This is a genomic window from Chitinophaga sp. SYP-B3965 (genome assembly GCF_009647655.1).
In the GTDB taxonomy this organism is placed as follows: domain Bacteria; phylum Bacteroidota; class Bacteroidia; order Chitinophagales; family Chitinophagaceae; genus Chitinophaga.
Window position 1 is genome coordinate 283,710 of the sequence record NZ_WJFD01000007.1, and the last position, 19,108, is coordinate 302,817.

The 19,108-nt window shown below is 44.9% G+C and carries 13 protein-coding genes; 4 read left to right on the forward strand and 9 right to left on the reverse strand.

The features are described from left to right. The first annotated feature begins 85 nt into the window (after positions 1 to 85). Both GFS24_RS27460 and GFS24_RS27465 read left to right on the forward strand, forming a co-directional pair. Positions 86 to 2,782: a hypothetical protein gene (locus GFS24_RS27460; protein ID WP_153665433.1), complete on the forward strand. Its 2,697-nt coding sequence runs from the start codon at positions 86 to 88 to the stop codon at positions 2,780 to 2,782. Between the two features lie 24 nt (positions 2,783 to 2,806). Next, positions 2,807 to 5,077: an FAD-dependent oxidoreductase gene (locus tag GFS24_RS27465; RefSeq protein WP_153665435.1), complete on the forward strand. Its 2,271-nt coding sequence runs from the start codon at positions 2,807 to 2,809 to the stop codon at positions 5,075 to 5,077. A 54-nt stretch (positions 5,078 to 5,131) separates the two neighbouring features. Here GFS24_RS27465 and GFS24_RS27470 read toward each other — a convergent pair whose 3' ends face one another. The 7 genes from GFS24_RS27470 to GFS24_RS27500 form a co-directional block, all read right to left on the reverse strand. After that, complete coding sequence (locus GFS24_RS27470; RefSeq protein ID WP_153665437.1) at positions 5,132 to 6,205, reverse strand: PKD domain-containing protein; 1,074 nt, start codon at positions 6,203 to 6,205, stop codon at positions 5,132 to 5,134. A gap of 14 nt (positions 6,206 to 6,219) precedes the next feature. Further along, positions 6,220 to 6,924: a fasciclin domain-containing protein gene (locus tag GFS24_RS27475; RefSeq protein ID WP_173003214.1), complete on the reverse strand. Its 705-nt coding sequence runs from the start codon at positions 6,922 to 6,924 to the stop codon at positions 6,220 to 6,222. A gap of 37 nt (positions 6,925 to 6,961) precedes the next feature. Beyond that, positions 6,962 to 8,557: a RagB/SusD family nutrient uptake outer membrane protein gene (locus GFS24_RS27480; protein ID WP_173003215.1), complete on the reverse strand. Its 1,596-nt coding sequence runs from the start codon at positions 8,555 to 8,557 to the stop codon at positions 6,962 to 6,964. A 10-nt stretch (positions 8,558 to 8,567) separates the two neighbouring features. Next, entirely contained in the window at positions 8,568 to 11,735 is a 3,168-nt protein-coding gene (locus GFS24_RS27485; RefSeq protein ID WP_153665443.1) for a TonB-dependent receptor, read from the reverse strand. A 698-nt stretch (positions 11,736 to 12,433) separates the two neighbouring features. Next, positions 12,434 to 13,039, reverse strand: a complete 606-nt coding sequence (locus tag GFS24_RS27490) for a DUF1080 domain-containing protein (protein ID WP_153665445.1) — start codon at positions 13,037 to 13,039, stop codon at positions 12,434 to 12,436. Between the two features lie 94 nt (positions 13,040 to 13,133). Next, positions 13,134 to 14,693 (reverse strand): ribonuclease Y, encoded by a 1,560-nt coding sequence (rny, locus tag GFS24_RS27495; RefSeq protein WP_153665447.1) that lies wholly within the window; start codon positions 14,691 to 14,693, stop codon positions 13,134 to 13,136. A 158-nt stretch (positions 14,694 to 14,851) separates the two neighbouring features. Next, the gene (locus GFS24_RS27500) at positions 14,852 to 15,145 is read right to left on the reverse strand and encodes a cell division protein ZapA (protein ID WP_153665449.1); all 294 of its coding nucleotides are present in this window, start codon (positions 15,143 to 15,145) and stop codon (positions 14,852 to 14,854) included. A 147-nt stretch (positions 15,146 to 15,292) separates the two neighbouring features. Between GFS24_RS27500 and GFS24_RS29540 the strand changes: the two genes are divergently transcribed. Further along, positions 15,293 to 15,763, forward strand: coding sequence for an antitoxin Xre/MbcA/ParS toxin-binding domain-containing protein (locus tag GFS24_RS29540; RefSeq protein WP_173003216.1), 471 nt, complete (start codon positions 15,293 to 15,295; stop codon positions 15,761 to 15,763). A gap of 18 nt (positions 15,764 to 15,781) precedes the next feature. Then, positions 15,782 to 16,222, forward strand: a complete 441-nt coding sequence (locus GFS24_RS27510) for an RES family NAD+ phosphorylase (RefSeq protein WP_153665453.1) — start codon at positions 15,782 to 15,784, stop codon at positions 16,220 to 16,222. Here the strand turns inward: GFS24_RS27510 and GFS24_RS27515 are convergent. Both GFS24_RS27515 and pheT read right to left on the reverse strand, forming a co-directional pair. Further along, positions 16,219 to 16,524: a hypothetical protein gene (locus tag GFS24_RS27515; protein WP_153665455.1), complete on the reverse strand. Its 306-nt coding sequence runs from the start codon at positions 16,522 to 16,524 to the stop codon at positions 16,219 to 16,221. The two genes, GFS24_RS27510 and GFS24_RS27515, sit on opposite strands and share 4 nt — an antisense overlap. Continuing rightward, a complete protein-coding gene (gene pheT / locus GFS24_RS27520; protein ID WP_153665457.1) occupies positions 16,524 to 18,959 on the reverse strand; it encodes a phenylalanine--tRNA ligase subunit beta in 2,436 nt (811 codons plus the stop codon). Before pheT ends, GFS24_RS27515 begins: the two co-directional genes overlap by 1 nt. Positions 18,960 to 19,108: the final 149 nt, after the last annotated feature.

The following is a 19,108-nucleotide window of genomic DNA, read 5'->3' on the forward strand; positions in this document are numbered from 1 at the left end:
GCGCAAAGCAGGCAGGGTCTTAAATTTGAAACACTTTATGAAGAACGGTACATATTTAACAAGCCTTTTTTGTGGCCTTATTGCAATGAGTACACAAGCTCAGGTACGTATATCTGCGGACCAGCAGTATATGGATATCAAAGGATATAAATTCTCCCCTTCTTTCACTGTATTATACAATGCTGCTGATCCTGCTATGGCATTAAAACCAGCCGGTATTAAGAAAGTAGAGTACAATGTGCTCACCTGGAAAGTAACGGATAGTACCAAAGCTGATTTCATACAAAAGAAGATCAATGCATCTGTAGCCGGAGATGGTTTTGACGACAGGATCTTACGTGGTAAAAGTGAATGGAGAACGGCTAACATTTTTCATGCCGGCGAATCTACTGCCATAAAAGCAACACGCCTGGAACAAAAAGGCGATACCGTTTTCTTCCGGTTCCCCGCTAATGCAAACTTTGAACTGAAAGCTTACCTGCTCACCAACATTAACCCCTTCCCTGTTTTACGCTATACCTTTGCGCCATTGAAAGCCGGTTATTACAGTATAGGCTATACCGGTGCTCCTTCCATTCTGCCCGAAAAAGCAACTGCCATCTGGCAACCGCTTATCTGGCAGGAAAAAAGGATCCCTGATGCGGCATATCTTACTCCGGCTTTCATGGCCACTTTACCAACTACCATGGTCTTCGATGGCACTAATACCATCGGTGTACTGGTATCACCGGAACACATTCCTTTTCAGCCTTTGCCCATGTTGCCTAACAGCCAGTTCGGGATCTCCCTGCTGAATGAAGCAAAAGCATTGCAACCCAGTGTGTATGCACCTATCCCAGGTGGTTATTTATCCAACATGAAAAAGGGAGATAGCTTCTCTTTTTCTATGCAACTGGTGGTAACACCACAGGACATTAATCATACTTATCAGCAAATAGCACAACAGATCTTTGGCTTTAAAGATTACCGCAGGAATGATATCGCTTCTTTGAACACTGCGCTGGATAATATGGTGGATTACGCCATGACAGATTACGCATGGTTCATAGACAGTCTGAAAGGATGTGCTTATTCCACAGATGTGCCGGGGGCAGTGAAGAATGTTTCCAGTTTGAATCCGCTGGAACTGGCACTGGTGAGAGATGATAAAGCGATGTTTGAAAAACGTGCTTATCCATTGATGGAGTTTATGCTGAGCAGGGAGAAATTCCTTTTCAGTTTAGACAGTACACAAAAGATCCAAAGCCCTTCCCGCAAATTAAAAGGACCTGTAGCACCTTTGTCTGAGTTAACAGCCCTCTACAATGTATTCGGCAGGGAGAATGATTTCTACCTGCAAATGATGCAGAAAGAATTTAAGAACGATCGCGTACGCAACCTGGATGTAAAAGAAAAAGGAGATAACTGGATCAATGCCATGCATCTCTATAAAGCCACCGGCGATAAAGCTTATCTGCAAACGGCCGTCACCAAAGCGAATCAATACCTGAAGCAAAGAGCTTACCAGCAGCAAACGTCTTTTAATGATCCTTTCTCCGGCAGCTTTTTCTTCTGGCCTACTTTTACAGACAGGTGGATAGAATTATCCCAATTATACGAACTCACCAACGATACCGCATACCTGAAGGCTGCCGTAGAAGGCGCCAGGAACTATACGATGTTCACATGGATGGTGCCTGCCATACCAGACAGCATGATCACGGTAAACAAGGGTGGCAAAGCACCGATGTACTGGTACCTCAAATCAAAAGGCCACCAGCAGATGTATTATCCGGAGGAACAAGCGCCGGCATGGCGTCTTTCAGAAACAGGATTAACACCTGAATCTTCTGGTACTTCCACCGGGCACCGGGCTATATTCATGGCCAACTATGCTCCCTGGATGTTGCGTCTTGGTTATTATGCAAAAGATACTTTTCTGATCAACGTAGCCAAAGCTGCGGTGATAGGCCGGTACAGGAACTTCCCGGGATATCACATCAACACGGAAAGAACAACGGCTTATGAGAAAGTGGATTTCCCCCTGCATAAACATAAGGAGCAGAGTGTGAATTCTTTCCACTACAATCATATCCTCCCCATGGCTTCCATGTTGCTGGATTATTTGGTAACAGATGTATTCGTACGCAGCAAAGGAAAGATCAGTTTCCCCGCAGAATACATAGAAGGATATGCCTACCTGCAAAGCAAGATGTATGGCATGCGGAAAGGAACATTTAATGATGAGAAGGATGTGCAGTTGTGGATGCCTTCCCGTTTGCTAACCATTGATAATACCGAACTGAATTATATCTCCGGCAGAACAGCAGATAAGTTATTACTGGCCTTCACGAATCAATCCAATAAACCGGTCACCGCCAATGTGACCATCAACAAGGAACTGGTGAATGTTAAAAAGAATACTTTCTCCATTACTGTTCCTGCAAATGGTATTAATACTATCGTTATTCCGAATACACCAGTGCCCAATACCTTCCAGCAAAAGATCTTAGCGGTTACGAACGACAAAAGCAAAGACTACGCTAAGCTGGAAAAGGGCCATGCACACGCTATGTTATTTAAACTGGGTAGCTACAGCAAAAGGCTGTACATCTACCTGGAAGATGATGATACAAAATGGAGCAAGGTGACACTACATTATAACAATACAACGGTAGAGGATGTGGCTTACCCATTTGAATTTACCGTTCCTGTGCAGGGAGCTGTAACGTTCTCCTTATCACTGTATGATAAAGAAGGACGGGTACAGGAAAGTGAAAAAGCAACATTAGGCAATAAATAAGTAAACCCTTTTCAATTAAATAGAATGATACAGTCTGAAGCAACCGATAAGCGGTCCTTCCCCGGTAAAAGAATAGATGTTGACCTGGTGATCACGGGTGGCGGGCTCTCCGGAGTATGTGGTGCCATTACTGCTGCAAGGCAGGGATTAAAAGTTGTGCTTGTGCAGGACCGGCCTGTACTGGGAGGAAACTCGAGCAGTGAAGTAAGGTTATGGATACTGGGCGCTACCTCGCATATGGGGAATAATAACCGCTGGGCAAGAGAAGGAGGCATTGTGGATGAACTGCTGGTAGAAAACACCTGGCGTAATCCGGAAGGTAACCCTGTGATCTTTGACAGCTTACTACTGGATAAAGTGACGAGCGAACCGAACATTATCCTGTTGCTTAACACCACTGTGTATGCAGTGGATAAAAAAGATGCGAACACCATTAGTTCCTTAAAAGCATTCTGCAGTCAGAATCAAACGGAATACACTTTGTCAGCACCGCTATTCTGCGATGCTTCCGGTGATGGTGTAGTAGGATTTTTATCTGGTGCCGCTTTCCGCATGGGCGCTGAAACGATGGAAGAATTCGGAGAGAAGTTTGCCCCCACCAAAGAATATGGCGAACTGTTAGGGCATAGTTTATATTTCTACAGCAAAGACACAGGCAAGCCAGTAACGTATGTTCCTCCTGCATTTGCATTGACAGATATTACGAAAGTGCCTAAATTCAAATCCTTCAATGCGAAAGATTTTGGTTGCAAGTTATGGTGGATAGAATATGGCGGTAGGCTGGATACAGTACATGATACAGAAAATATTAAATGGGAACTATGGAAGGTAGTATATGGTGTGTGGAACCATATTAAGAACTCCGGCAACTTCCCTGAAGCAGAAACACTCACACTGGAATGGGTAGGCATGATCCCGGGTAAAAGGGAAAGCCGCCGTTTTGAAGGAGATTACATGATGCGCCAGCAGGACATAATTGAACAACGCACACATGAAGATGCCGTAGCTTTTGGCGGATGGTCTATTGACCTGCATCCTGCAGATGGTGTGTTCAGTGAGAAACCCGGTTGCAACCAATGGCATAGTAAAGGTATTTACCAGATCCCTTACCGTTGTCTCTACAGTAAAAATATTACGAACCTGTTCCTGGGTGGCCGTGTGATCAGTTCCTCGCATGTGGCCTTTGGTTCTACACGAGTAATGGCCACGGCTGCTTATGTAACACAAGCGGTGGCAGTTGCGGCAGCTATTTGCAAAGAGCAGAACATCCTTCCGGCGGAAGTAAATCAACATATGGCTGCCCTGCAGCAACGCCTGTTAAAAACAGGTCAGTATGTTCCGGGATTACAGCTCGCAGATAAGGAAGACCTTGTACAATCAGCAAGTATCGAGGCTTCCAGCGAGCTGGTATTCACTAAATTTCCGGGTACACCTATTCGTAAATCACTGGCTATTTCTTCTGCACAAATGCTGCCTTTGCAAAAAGGAAAGATCGCGCCTTTCACTTTTCATGCAGATGCTGATGTAGCTACTGAGTTAACGGTGGAATTGCGTGTGAGCAGCAAGGTGGGGAATCATACACCGGATATAACAGTGGCTACGCAAACGCTGGCAGTGCAGCCGGGAAGGAATTGCATGCAGCTAAGCTTTGATGCCGTTATGGAAGATAACGCCTACGCGTTCATCACGTTCCTTAAAAATCCTTTGGTAGAATTACACTTCTCTGAGAAGAGAGTTTCCGGCATTCTTTCTGTATTTAATACGGTGAATAAAGCAGTTTCCAATTACGGGAAACAAACGCCGCCGGAAGATATCGGTATGGATGAGTTTGAGTTCTGGTGCCCGCAACGGAGACCAGAGGGGCATAATATCGATCTTCAGTATCCGGCCGGACTGGATGTGTTCAAAGCGGCTAATATCCGTAATGGGGTGGATAGGCCTACAACACAGCCCAATGCCTGGGTGGCAGACTGGAATGATCCGCAGCCTCAGTTGAGTATCAGCTGGAAAGAAGCTAAGACCATCAGTGAAATAGATCTCTTCTTTGATACGGATTATGATCACCCGATGGAATCTGTATTGATGTCTCATCCGGAATCAGTGATGCCTTTCTGTGTGCGGAAGTATAAGATCAAAGATGAAGCGGGCAATGTGTTAGCAGAGCATACAAATAATTATCAAACTTATAATCGTGTACAGCTAAAGCAACCTGTTACCACCCGAAAGCTGGTGCTTGAAGTAGAACATCCTTCAGGGGATATACCTGCGGCTGTTTTTGCAGTAAGATGTTATTAAAGTAAAAAAGGTCCTGATACACATCAGGACCTTTTTTATTTATGCGTTGTTGTATTATTTCAGGATGGTGCCATCATCATTGATGTACACACTATTCACAGTAAGAACAGAACCTGCTTCGTTAGTATTAGCTTTCGCCGGGAAGGCTATTCTAAATTCTTTGGCGAGAGGATCAGGGAAACCGGGGTACGTAGCTTTGCAGTAAGTCACCCAATCTTTATATCCGTTGCTTTGGAACCACAGTACGCCATCTATATAAACATGTACCACATTGGCTGCGTCTATAGACATGCTGATCGTTCTTTCCGCTCCGTTAGCAATAGCCAGCTCGGGTTTCCTTCCTCTTACAACAGTAAACAATGGCGGAGGTGCAGGCAATACAGCACCTACGGCGCTGAATTTTGAAGAGGTAGAGCTATTAGGAACGAATGTTTCAAACCCTACCGTGAAGTTATCCGTTGTAGCAGGGTTTACCGTTGGCTGGAACTGCAACCTTAACTCCCGCATGTAGGGGATGGTGGGGTTCGTAGCCGGTTGTACAAAATACACGCTCATGGTCATGGATTGGCTGGCTCTGAAAAAGGTTTTCCAGCCAAATTTTGCTTTTACGGAGAAGGGGATCTTCAATGGCGCCAGGTTCAGCGTACGGCGTATATTAGGACCACTGGTTCCATTGGCAAGCAATTCCACATGCGCTTTATCGATATCATTATCCGGCTCCTCTTTTACGTCGGCATTACTTTGTGCCCATCCGTTTCCGTCAAAGGTGAATGAACTCTGGAAGTCATCAAAAAAGTAACGCGTTACTTTCATAGTGGTACTGCGGCTAGAAGATGCTTTATCATCTTTTGCAGTAGCCGTTACCGTATATTCCCCAGTTTTAGCGGGTGCTACCCATAGGTTCTCATAAAGGTCCTGTGTTCTTGATCCATCGAAAGTACCGCCGGTGGTTGTCCATGAATATTTCAGGTCTCTCAGGTTGCCTGTTGTCCCTGCCCATACAGGAACTTTTTCCCCATAATAGAATTCTTCCCCTGCCTTGCTTAAGGTTTCGATCTCTACCTTTTCCTTTTTACAGGAGAAGGCGAGGAAGGAAAACGCAAGAACTGCACTATATATCTTTCTCATAACAATAGAATTAGTTATTTATTATTCGCAATTATTTGTCTTGTCGGCTCAACGGCAAATCTGTTCATTACGTGGATCACGCCATTTGTAGCCAGTAAGTTTGGTGTGCGGGGTTTCACTTCTAAAAAGGTAGAAGGAGCGCCTATATAGTTATTGATGAACAGGAAGCCATCGCGTGTGCCCTGCAGGTAAATGTGGATCTTGGCAGAGTCATTTGTTGCACTGATAGCAAAAGTATTCACCCACCTTGGCGTGGAGTTGAGGTTGGCATATTCCTGCCGGCCTTTCATTACGTGATACCTTAAAAGCTCTGCTATGTCCTCCCTTTTATATTGAGACCAGTCAGTTCCTGCCAATGTTTTATTATAATCCGGACTGGTTGGATCAGTTACCAGGAACCTTTTCTGCATAAAGTAACTGTTTGCGTCTTCCAGATTGATAAGCGCGGTGTTGTGCAGGAGCAGGAAAGTATTTCCTGTGCTGGTATACATCGCTTTTACATCTTTATAGTTAGCGTCCTGATCAACGTAGTCAATGGCAGCCAGCATGCCGGAGAATAATTCCGGTTTGGATTTCATGAAGTCGTAAACAGTCATGTCTACCTTGTTGTCATAATAGGACTTATTATAATCAAACCCGTCCTGGAGTTTATTGCAGGCTGCAAACGTGAGGCTGCAAAGCGCTGCTATTGGTAATATATATTGCTTGATACTTTTCATAAAAATCATTTAATTGAGTTCACCATTACCTTTTCTTCTATTCGTCATACGGAGGATTCTGATCACCTACCAGTTTAGAATTAGCGTTAAATGCATCTGAATTGATAGGGTAGAGTATCCTGCCCATACCATTTGGCACCAGTGCTGTGTTATCAAATGGTGTGGCGCCTGCGCGACCGGAAAGGATCGGGTTCATGATTGAACGGAGATAAGCATATCCATTGTTAGTGAAGTCATACATCTTATCTATACGGCAAAGGTCAAACCACCTCTTGCCTTCACCCAGGAACTCGTATTGTCTTTCCTGCAGAATGGTGCGTTCAACACCTTTAAGAACATCGCCGGTATAATCAGTCAGCAGGGCTTTTGTGGTATAACCGCAACGTTCACGTACTTTATTTACAATGTCAAGCGCTCCCTGGAAATTATTCTTATGGCACAGTGCTTCTGCTCTAAGAAGCATAATATCTGCAAAGCGGTAGATAGGGATCCTGGCATTGCAATCGTTGTTTCCTTCAACAGCAAAAGGACCACCTGTTACACCTTTCCATGTATAGAATTTACCGAATTGGGCTACAGCGTTGCTGTAAAGGGTAACGTCTTTATAAGTAACGGTGTCAAAACACAAATTGAAACGTGCATCCACAGAGTTGCCACCAACATCTACCCTTCCTCTTAACTCCTGGAAGATCTTAGGCGTGATCATGTACTGGTGTGTGTTGGAGCTGGAACCAAGCTTCTGGCAAACACCTACACCCGCAGCTCTTGCAACTGCACCCCAGTCAAGGCTAAAGATAGCTTCTGATGAAATGCCGGGAAATATAAACATACTCTTCCAGGCCTGGGGAGTAGTAACCCAGGTACATTTACTTTCTGTGATGCATTTATCGGAAGCGGCAATAGCTCCGTCATAATCCTGGAACCACATGCTCACATCTGTCAGCAGTGCATAAACACTGGCTTTTTGCATAAAAACCAAACCTTTCGGGTCAATGGGGTTAGCAGTACCCGCTACTGCACTGCCTATTGTTTCCAATGATTTAGCAATGTCGTCCGTGATCTGTTTTTTAACAGCAGCAATGTCTGATCTTGGAAATTGTGTTTGCTGTGATAAAGACTCAATGGGTTCTGTAATAATAGGCACTCTGCCCCATACGCGCAGGGCGTAGAAATACATGAGTGCACGTACAGAATAACATTGGCCCAGTATATCATTATAAAGCGGCGCGCCCTGATCAAGATTTTTCTCGATCATGCCGGGAAGGTATTTGATACCGTAATTGCAGAGAGATATAGTGGTATAAATATCCGTCCAGCGGGTAACGCCGTTTACGTCTGCATCGTTGGCAGATAATATGTTATTGAGCATTTTGGTTTGTGCGTTACCTGTACCTGCTGTTTTAACATTATCTGAACGTACTTCACCCCAATCGAACCAGTTTGTTTTTAATGTATTAGCCAACTGGTTATAAATTCCCGCCTGCCAGGTTTTGGCATCATTCTGATCTTTCCAGAAAGTTCCCGGCGTTACAGATGAGATGGGCTCTTTATCCAGGTATTTATTGCATTTCGTATTTGCAAGGAGCATGAACAACCCTGCAAAGATTATCACTATTACTTTAACTCTTTTCATGATCGTTTGATTATAATGTAACATTAATACCGATACCTACTTCACGTTTGCGCGGGAATTTTCCCGGATCTTCTCCCGGTTTTAATACACTCCTCTGACTTACTTCAGGATCAAATCCGGAGTAGTCGGTCCATGTTAATAAGCCATTTCCGTAAACAAACACACTCGTTTGTTGAATGTGTGCTCTTCTGAGCAGGTAATCCGGTACGCTATAGGTGAGACGTGCAGTTTGTAATCTTACAAAAGAACCATCTTCCAGGAACTGGCTGTTACCTCTCCGGAAGTTATCAGCAGTTTTATCACCTCCTAAATAAGAGTCTGTGATCTGGCCTGGATATTTCCACATGTTGCGTATAAAGTGAGGCTCCGGAGTAGTGTTACTGTTAGAGAAAGAAGCAAGGTTCCTTTTGTTCTCATTATAAATGCTATTCCCGAAGTTTCCATAAACACTAAAAGACAGTGAGAAACGCTTGTAGCTGAATGTATTATTCCAGCCAAGGCTCCAGCGTGGTTGGCCGAAACCGATGATCTTACGATCTTCGTTACCGATGTTTCCATTCAGTTCTCCCTTTGAATCCGGAAGGTTCTCCCAGATAACATCGCCGCCTTTGGAAACAACGCCGTTGGTGGTTAATTGCTTTACATCACCTGCATATGTTTTCCCGTCTGGTGTTTGATAACCTGTGAGGATAGGCTGCATGTTCTTTTGAATGATCACGTTGCCGTATGAATCTTTTTGGAATTGAGGGATCAGACGGGTCCTGTAGTCCTCAGTCCAGGCATTGGATTGATCATATTGATAGATACCCTGGTATTCGTATCCATAAAAGTTACCGGCTTCTCTGCCTTCACCAACATACCAGATACCGTCTACATAATCACCGCCTGGAAGACGGGTGATCTTATTCCTGATCTGTGAGTAGTTCAAAGATGTGGTCCAATTGAAGTGCTTTGTACTAACAGGTGTCATAACAATGGATAATTCAATCCCTTTGTTCTGGATAGAGCCTGTATTGGTACGGGCTTTACCTGGATAACCTGCTTCCAGTGGAAGAGGAGCATCATATAACAGGTCTGAGGTGTTCTTTACATAATAATCTGCTACAAAAACTATACGGCCATTCAGGAAAGTAAGGTCTATCCCGATATCTGACTGTGCAGTTTCTTCCCATTTCAAAAGGCTGTTCCCTAAACGGTCATTTGTACGTACACCACTCACGTTGTTGTAGTAATAAGAACCGAATACAAATTGCTGAACGGCATCAAAGTTGCCGATAGCCTGGTTCCCGGTAAGGCCCCAGCTGGCGCGGATCTTACCATCTGTTAAAATGCTATTCTTCTGCAAGCCCAGCCATGGTTCGTCACTAAACCTCCAGCCAACAGAAACAGAAGGGAAGTTACCCCATCTCGTATCCGATCCAAACCTTGAAGAACCATCTCTTCTTACAGTAGCATTGAATAAGTATTTGCCTTTGTAATCATATGCCAACCTGCCATAGAAACCCGCTAAGGAGTTGATGGTACCATTCGAGTAAATATCAGTTAAAGTAAGGGACCCTGCTGCATTCAATGTTTCAACAGATTCCGTTACATATAATCTGCCCGCAAGGTTTACTTCCTCCTGGTTATTCTTCTCAAAGTTGAACCCGGCCATGGCAGTAATGCTATGCTCTTTAATTTTCTGCTGGTAGCTGGCGTAAACATTTCCCTGTGTTCTGATGGGAAGGGCTGTATTGTCACTTCCGGAACTAACCTGTGGTGTATTTGTATCCAGTAATTTAGAGTTGAAAGTGCTTCTCCTGGTTAGTTCTACATCGGCAGATACATCTGCATGGAGTTTAAGCGGTTTAGCCAGCTGGAAGTCGAAAGACTGGTACAATACGCCTTTATAAACCTTTGAGATATCCTTTCGCAGGTAAGCTTCTGCAATAGGGTTGCGGCGTCCGCCATTATTATATATGAAACTGCCATCAGGTAAATAGAGCGCCATGCCCGGAGGGCGTTGCAGGGCTTGCCTGATCACGTTCCCTTCATTGATATTATTCCTGTCCTGGTAGCTGAAGTTGATGCGTGTAGACATCGTTACATACTTACTGGGCCTGTAGTCCAGGTTGTTACGGAGCGTGAACCTTTTCGCGTAGCTGTTCAATATGATCCCTTTTTCATCCAGGTATTGCAAGCTGCTGTAGAAGCTCAATGCTTTGGTACCTCCGCTGATGCCAATGTCTACCTGATTTCTGATTCCGGTTTGGGTGATCAGGTCCTGGTAATCATTGTCCGCATTTTTAGCAAAAGAGGTAGAATCGTCTGGTTTAGGGTCCAGGCCAATATTGCCTCTGCGTTCAAACATTTGCCTTTCCAGGCGGTTGGCCTGTGGTATTCTGTTCGAGAGTTTATTATAAGTCCTCAGAAATCCTACATCGATCTTTGGTTTACCATCATCACCGCGTTTGGTAGTAATAATGATAACACCGTTTGCGGAACGGGAACCGTAGATGGCAGCAGAAGCAGCATCTTTCAGGATCTCTATAGACTGGATGTCTTTAGGATTGATCGCGTTGATATTGTCCATGGTTACACCATCCACAATGTAAAGCGGCCTCACGCCACCATCGGAGAGGGTGGATAAACCACGTATGGTGATGTCCTGATCTTCTCCCGGAGCACCGGAGTTACTCATTACACGAACGCCAGGTGCAGCGCCCTGGATGGCATCAAAGATGGATACAGGTTGTTTTTCCTCAATGGTTTTTGCACCAATGGAACTGATGGCACCGGTAATATCGCGTTTCTTTTGAGTACCATATCCTACCACCACAACATCGTTCAGGGTAGATATATTTTCTAAAAGTGTTACGTCGATGGTTGTACGTGGTCCAACTGTTTCTTCTTTGGTGGTAAAACCGGTAAAGGAAAAAACGAGTACATCCGTTTTTTCTGCCTGGATGGAAAAGCGCCCCAGTTCGCTGGTGGCTACTCCTTTTTTGGTGCCTTTGACCATTACAGTCACCCCGGGAAGGGAATTTCCTGTTTGATCTTTTACCGTTCCTTCCACTTTAGCAGCTTGTGCAAACGTTACCACAACATTGCACAGTTGAAAAAGAAGGAAGAGGGAGAAAGGTAAAAGCCATTTCCTGGCGTAGGAAACGCAGGCCAATACGCTTGTTTTTTGTTTCATAATGGGAATCATTTAAAAATTTGATATGCATCCGCCTCCGGATGGACATAAGTATTGATTGATGCCGGGTGTTGATTGATTTCCGCATATCCACTACGGGATACGTATAGAGACCTTGAAAGTTTTTGATTGCTATTCCGGAGAAGTACTAACAGTTGTTTTTTGGTTGATGTATAAAATTGTTTGATGCAGGTAGTAGTTCATTCATGACGTGTTGTTTTAAAAAAGTAAAAGAATTAGCCCGCTGACACTTATCGCTGCCAGCAAAATACATTTGCATTACATAACCTTGACCTAATGATGCAAACGATTGCATTAATGTGTAAAAAAAAGGAACTCAGAACGTGCCCTATGTAGGGTCAACGACATTGGAAAAAAGTAAATGTTTGGCTAGTTTGAATCGCAATTGACCAAGTTTAATTCAAGTAAAAGTTTAGTTTCATAACATGCTATAGGACTTAAAACAGCTTGTAGTTCGCATCTTATTTCATGATTGTGGAAACATGCCTATTCAATTATAAATTTCATGTTTTTAGGTAAGATTTACTAGTTTCATTTTCCCTAATCCTTATACTTTTTTGCTTAAATAAAGCACTTTTGCCCTATGGGAGGGCCTTTGCGTATAATAAACACACTAAATAAAAATAGCCCGTTGTACTTTTCGAAAAGTACAACGGGCTATTTCCTGGTATTGAATGTTACTTGGTTTCTTTGATCTTAATATTCTTCCAGCGTACTTTAATGCCGCCGCCGGAGTGGATCTGTAAAGCTACCTGGCCATCTTTGGCACCGATCTTTTCGTCATCCAGGGTGATCATTTCCACACCATTCAGGTAAGTAGTTACATTGTTTCCTTTCACCACTACTTTCATGGTATTCCATTCACCCATTTTCAGGTTCTTATCTTTTTCTGCTGTGGGTTTGATCAACCAGCCACGGCCGTAAGATTCATAGATACCGCCGGTATTTGAACCGGGAGGTGCTACTTCAGCCTGCCATCCTGCAATTTTGGTACCTTCCAGGGAAGAGTGGAAGAACACACCGCTGTTACCATTGGCTTCCTGTTTAAAGTCAACCGTCAGTTCAAAATCCTTAAATGTTTTGTCTGTAGCAAGATAGCCGTATTCCTTATCGGGACCGCTTTCGCAGATCAGCTCACCTTTTTCTACATACCATTTTTCCGTTCCGTGGATCTTCCAGCCATCCAGGTTCTTACCATTGAACAGTTTTACCTGCTTTTGCGCAAAGGCGGTGCTGATGGATAACAGGCCCAGCACGGCGAGCGTCATGAATCTTCTTTTCATACAACTGTAGCGTTTTTTAATGTTTTGTAAGATAATGATTAAAAAAAAACGCCGCAAGCAATTGCGGCGTTTTAAATATTAGTGTACGAAATAATTATCTCGCAACGTTCACGGCTCTGCGTTCACGGATCACCGTTACTTTGATCTGGCCGGGATATTGCATTTCGTTTTGGATCTTATTGGCAATTTCGAAACTGAGGCGGTCTGCATCACCATCGGTTACTTTTTCACTTTCCACGATCACGCGCAGTTCACGACCGGCCTGGATAGCGTAAGCTTTTTCCACACCATCATAGGCCATGGCCAGGTTTTCGAGGTCTTTGATACGTTGCAGGTAGCTTTGCATGATCTCACGGCGGGCACCGGGACGGGCTCCGCTGATAGCATCACAAGCCTGAACGATAGGGGAGATCACATAGGCCATTTCCATTTCATCGTGGTGAGCGCCGATGGCGTTTACGATGGCAGGATGTTCACCATATTTCTCTGCGAGTTTGGCACCCAATAATGCGTGGCTCAATTCAGTTTCTTCATCAGGTACTTTACCAATATCGTGCAAGAGACCTGCGCGTTTTGCCAGCTTGGGGTTCAGACCCAGTTCAGCTGCCATCACGGCGCAAAGGTTAGCAGTTTCTTTGGAGTGCATCAGCAGGTTCTGACCATAAGAAGAGCGGAAGCGCATTTTACCTACCATGCGTACCAGTTCTTTATGCAGACCGTGGATACCGAGTTCAATCACAGTACGTTCACCGATCTCCATTACTTGTTCTTCCAGCTGGCGTTTGGTTTTTTCCACCACTTCCTCAATACGGGCAGGGTGGATACGGCCATCCTGTACAAGGCGTTGAAGGCTCAGACGGGCAATTTCACGACGTAAGGGGTCGAAAGAAGACAATACGATGGCTTCGGGGGTATCGTCTACGATCAGATCCACACCAGTAGCGGCTTCAATGGCACGAATGTTACGACCTTCCCTTCCAATGATCTGGCCTTTGATCTCATCACTTTCCAGGTTGAATACCGTAATGGCATTCTCGATGGTTTGCTCTGCAGCAGTACGCTGGATGGATTGTATGATGATCTTCTTGGCTTCTTTGTTGGCTTTTGTTTTAGCGTCCTCGATGATCTCCTGGATGTGGCTCAGGGCCTGGGAGCGTGCTTCTTCCTTGAGGCTTTCCACCAATTGGTGTTTGGCTTCTTCAGCAGTGAGGGCAGCTACTTTTTCCAGGCGGCGGATGTGCTCTTCCTGGTGTTTTTCTAATTCAGAACGTTTTACGTTCACCAATTCTATCTGCCGGCCTAAATTCTCCTTAATTACTTCATTTTCAGCAACTTGCTTAGTTATTTGTTCGTTCTTAAGGTTGAGGCTTTGTTCTTTTTGTTTAATGCGGTTTTCAGATTCCGCGATCTTCTGGGTCCGTTGCATAGACTCTTTCTCATGCTCCGCCTTCATGGTCAGGTATTTCTCCTTGGCTTCCAGTAATTTATCTTTTTTAAGGTTTTCGGCGGTGAGTTGTCCTTCTGAAACGATCCTCCTGGCCTGTTCCTCTGCTTCCTGGATTTTCTTCTGGGTATTTTTAGCAAAAATCACTTTACCAAGAACTATACCTATAACCAGAGCGGCGGCGCCCACTATTATAGCGATTGTCTCCATATTTCAATTAGATTTAAAAGTATTTATAATAAACGTCCCTGGCCCATTTCAGCGAATTGGGCAGAGCCGACCCGCGAAAATAACAAAAAAAAGGCAGGAAAGCACCAGAGACCTTGTGATAATGAATTATTTAGGAATTAAAGATACACTGTGACGGGCTATTTCAGGTGTTCATCCAATAGATTGTCAAGGTGTTGCAGTTTTTCCAGGAGAAAAGGGGCTACTTCCGCCTGGGCTTTTCCCCCACTGGTGGCAGGATGGGTGGCATACATAATGAGGGCCATGGCAATATAGTCCTGGATATCCTTTCCGGCGTAGGCGGCTTTGAACTCGATGATCTTGTCATTCACCTCTTTCATCACCCTTCTTACGGCTTCTTCTTCCTCCGTGCGGATCTTGATGCGGTAAGTGCGGTCTGCTACAACTATATTAACGGGTATGAGTGTTTCCATTGTAAAAAAAGGTGTTGGTGTACTTTACAAATGTAATAAAATAGGTGTGGAAAGATTGATAGCGCGATTATCATATTGCCAGAGGGGCCTTCAAAGATGTGTATATATTTGGGCACTTTAAAACCATTACTTACTAAACCATTATTTGTGACGCGATCGGAAAATAACCGCAGGGGAAAGAAGGTTGTACCTATTTCAGCTGCCACGGACCTGTTTGATAATTATGAGCAAATTGCGAATCTGCATGCAGTTTTGTATACCATTAAAGAGGATTTTGTAAAGGCTGGCATTACAAAGGGCCAGCTTTCCCGTTTAAAAAATGTGCTGGGTCTGGATTATTTCACGTTAAGTAACATACTGGCCATTACGGAACGTACGATCCATATGAAAAAGGATGATGAAACGTTCAGCCACATTATCAGCGACCGGATCATGTATGTAGCGGAACTGTATAGTTATGGCTACAAGATCTTTGGCAGCCGGGAGTCTTTCAATGTCTGGATGCGGCAGGAGAATAAATATTTCCATGGCAGGAGTCCTATCGAACTGCTGGAGACCCAGGTGGGTGGCAAGGAAGTGGAGAATGAAATTTACCGTTTTGAGGTGGGCACGTTTTAGAAAATACTATATTCAAGTATGCTTTTATATAGACTCAGTACAGAAGAAATGGCCAACGACCTCAGCGGTGTAACTGGTATTAAGGTGGACAACTTTTGGACCAACAAAGGTAATCCATGTATATATGCGCATGGTTCCCGTGCAAATTGCATGATGGAAAACCGTATTTACGAATTGCTGGATGAAATTAATCCGGATATGCTGATGGTAGAGTATGAGGTACCTGATGGAAGTTTACAGGTATTTGATGAAGAGCAGTTACCGGAAGAATGGATGAATGACCGGAATCCCAGTGTTGCCCGGGATTATGGTACACTCCGCCTGCAAGCTGCTGAAACACTTGTGATGGCATTTCCTTCCCGGGTTATGGCAGACGGTGAGTTGGTATATATTATCAATCCCAGTCACCCTCTCATGAAAGAGGTGAGGATCACCCGTGTTTTCAAACCCATGCGTTAGCTGTTCAGCAACGCAATGCAGCGGTCAATTTCCTTAATATAATCATTGATCTTTCCCCGTACTTCTTTGCGGAAGGCGTCCTCGTCTTCAGACATGTTGGCGCCCTGCGTAGCGGTGGCTATCCTGGTGAGCTTTAATTTCTCATCCAGGGAGGTGATGTTTTCCTGTTGCTGGCGCAGTTCATTTTGCTGATGGACAAGCTGCTCACGCAGCACGACATTGTCTGCCTGCGATTGCTGGAGTTTTTTCAACAGCTGTTGCAGCTTGTCTTCAATCCTTTGTATGTACTGTTCCAGTTCCATTATTTGCGGATCTCTGCCTGTAATTGCGTTTCGAAAGCTTTTATCAATTTATTCATCAGCGCATCCGTTTCCTGGTCTGTCAGGGTTTTCTGTTTGTCCTGGAACGTGAAGCTTACTGCATATGATTTTTTGCCTGCCCCGAGTTTTTCACTTTCAAAAACGTCGAACAGGTTGATATGTTGCAATAGTGTTGTTTTCACGGAACGGGCGGCTGTTTCCACCGTTGCGAAACTCACTTGTTTATCTAATATCAAAGCCAGGTCTCTGCGAACAACCGGGAATTTGGTGATCTCTTCAAAGAAAGTATCCTTTGTTTGCAGCTGTTCCAGGATGGAGCTCCAGTAAAAGTCTGCATACAAAACTTCCTGTTTGATGTCGAACTCCTTCAGTTTTTGTGGCGTTACACTTCCAAATACTGCCACTACCTTACCGTTTACCGTGATGGTGAATGGTTTTGATAAGCCGTGTACGTCTGGGCCTACTTCCATTTGCGGGTTTTGCAAACCTAATACCTGCAACATGTTCTGCACATATCCTTTCAGGTAGTAGAAATCTACGGGTTGGGCTTTGTGCATCCAGGTTTCCGGTAATTTCTGACCGGTGAGGTAAAGGCTGAGGTGTTCTGTTTCCGGGTAATCGCCTACGGCTTCTTTGCGGTAGGTTTTACCGAATTCGAAGAACAACAGATCGTCGTTCCTTCTGTTCAGATTGTAGGCAATCCGCTCCAGGCCTGTTTCCAGCATGGATGGGCGCATCGTGTCCAGGTCCGCACTCAGGCTATTGATCATCTTCACCAGGCTGTCCTGATCAAGGTGTTTATAATATTGACTATTAGTAATGGAGTTGGTGAAGATCTCTGAGAATCCGTTACCGGCCAGGTATTCCGCCATCTTTTCCTTCACACGTTCTTTGTCTGGCTGACTCTGGCGGGAAGGTACCATGTTAATGAATTCGGGGATGGGAATATTATCCAGCCCGTCTATCCGCATCACTTCTTCCACGATATCTGCGGGAATGGTGATATCCGGTTTATGCAGGGGAACGGATACACGCAGCTGCGTGGCCGTTTCTGATTGGATGGTGAAACCAAGGCTGCACAGGATGTTCTTCACTTTTTCCGGTGCGTACTGGTGACCACTGAGTTTGTTAATGTATTGATAGGTAACGTCTACGCTGGCTTGTTCAGCAGGTACCGGATAAACGTCTGCCACTTCAGAAGCCGGGGCACCGTGTGCCAGTTCGCCGATGAGAGCTACTGCACGTTCCAGGGCAAATGGAGCAAGACCAATATCCACTCCTTTTTCGAAACGAACGGCTGCGTCTGTACGAAGACCATGACGTACGGATGTTTTACGGATACCGGTAGCGCTGAAATGTGCGCTTTCCAGGAAAATGCTGCTGGTAGTATCTTTTACGCCGGAACTGATGCCGCCGAAAACACCAGCTATACAAAGCGGGTTGTTTTCTCCGTCGCAGATCATCAGATCGCCTTCATCCAGTTTGCGTTCTTTTCCGTCTAAACTGAGGAAAGGGGTGCCGGTAGGGAGGTTCTGGATCACTACTTTGCCGCCTTTTATCTCTGCTGCATCAAATGCATGGAGGGGTTGGCCGGTTTCGTGAAGTACGTAATTGGTGATATCTACTATATTATTGATCGGGCGAACGCCGATGGCTTGCAATCTATGTTGTATCCAGGAAGGGGAAGGACCCACTTTTACCCCTGTGATACTTTGGCCGCAATAACGGGGGCAGGCCTCCGTGTTTTTCACTTCAACGCCTATCTGCAAAGCGTTGGCAGCTTTGCTGGCAGCGCTGATACCAGGGCGGCGAACATGGTAGATCTGTGTATTTTCCTGGTTATTAAGGAAAGCACAGATATCTCTCGCTACCCCGATATGGCTCATGGCGTCCATATGGTTAGGGGTAAGACCTATCTCGAAAACCCAGTCCTGGGCCGGATTGAACAATTCGCGGGCAGTTAAACCCGGTTGCAGCGCGGCATCCAGCACGAGGATACCATCATGGCCAGTGCCAAGGCCAATTTCATCTTCGGCGCAGATCATTCCGAAGCTTTCTGCTCCTCTGATCTTAGCCTTTTTCATGGTCATGGGTTCACCGGAAGCGGGGTAGATAGTAGAACCGATGGGGGCTACGATCACTTTTTGCCCTACGGCCACATTGGGTGCTCCGCAGACAATGCTGAGGGGCTCTCCGTTACCGATATTCACTTTGGTGAGACGTAATTTGTCTGCATCAGGATGTTTTTCCACACTCAGCACTTCCCCTACGATGAGGCCCTCAAGGCTTCCCTTCACACTTTCAAACCGCTCAAGGCTCTCTACTTCAAGGCCTACGGCTGTCAGGATCACTGAAAGTTCTTCCGGAGTGGGTTTTACCGGCAAATAATCACATAACCAGTTATACGAAATTGTCATTTTTTATCCTTGTGGGCACCTGCGGTGCCGTTTTAATTTTGTGAAAATCAATTATTTCCGTCACATTTGCACCCCCATTGCGGAGAGAATTGTGCCGCGTAAAGTTAACAACTTCTGCTGTACGATAAGGGGGAAATTTACCCAAATAA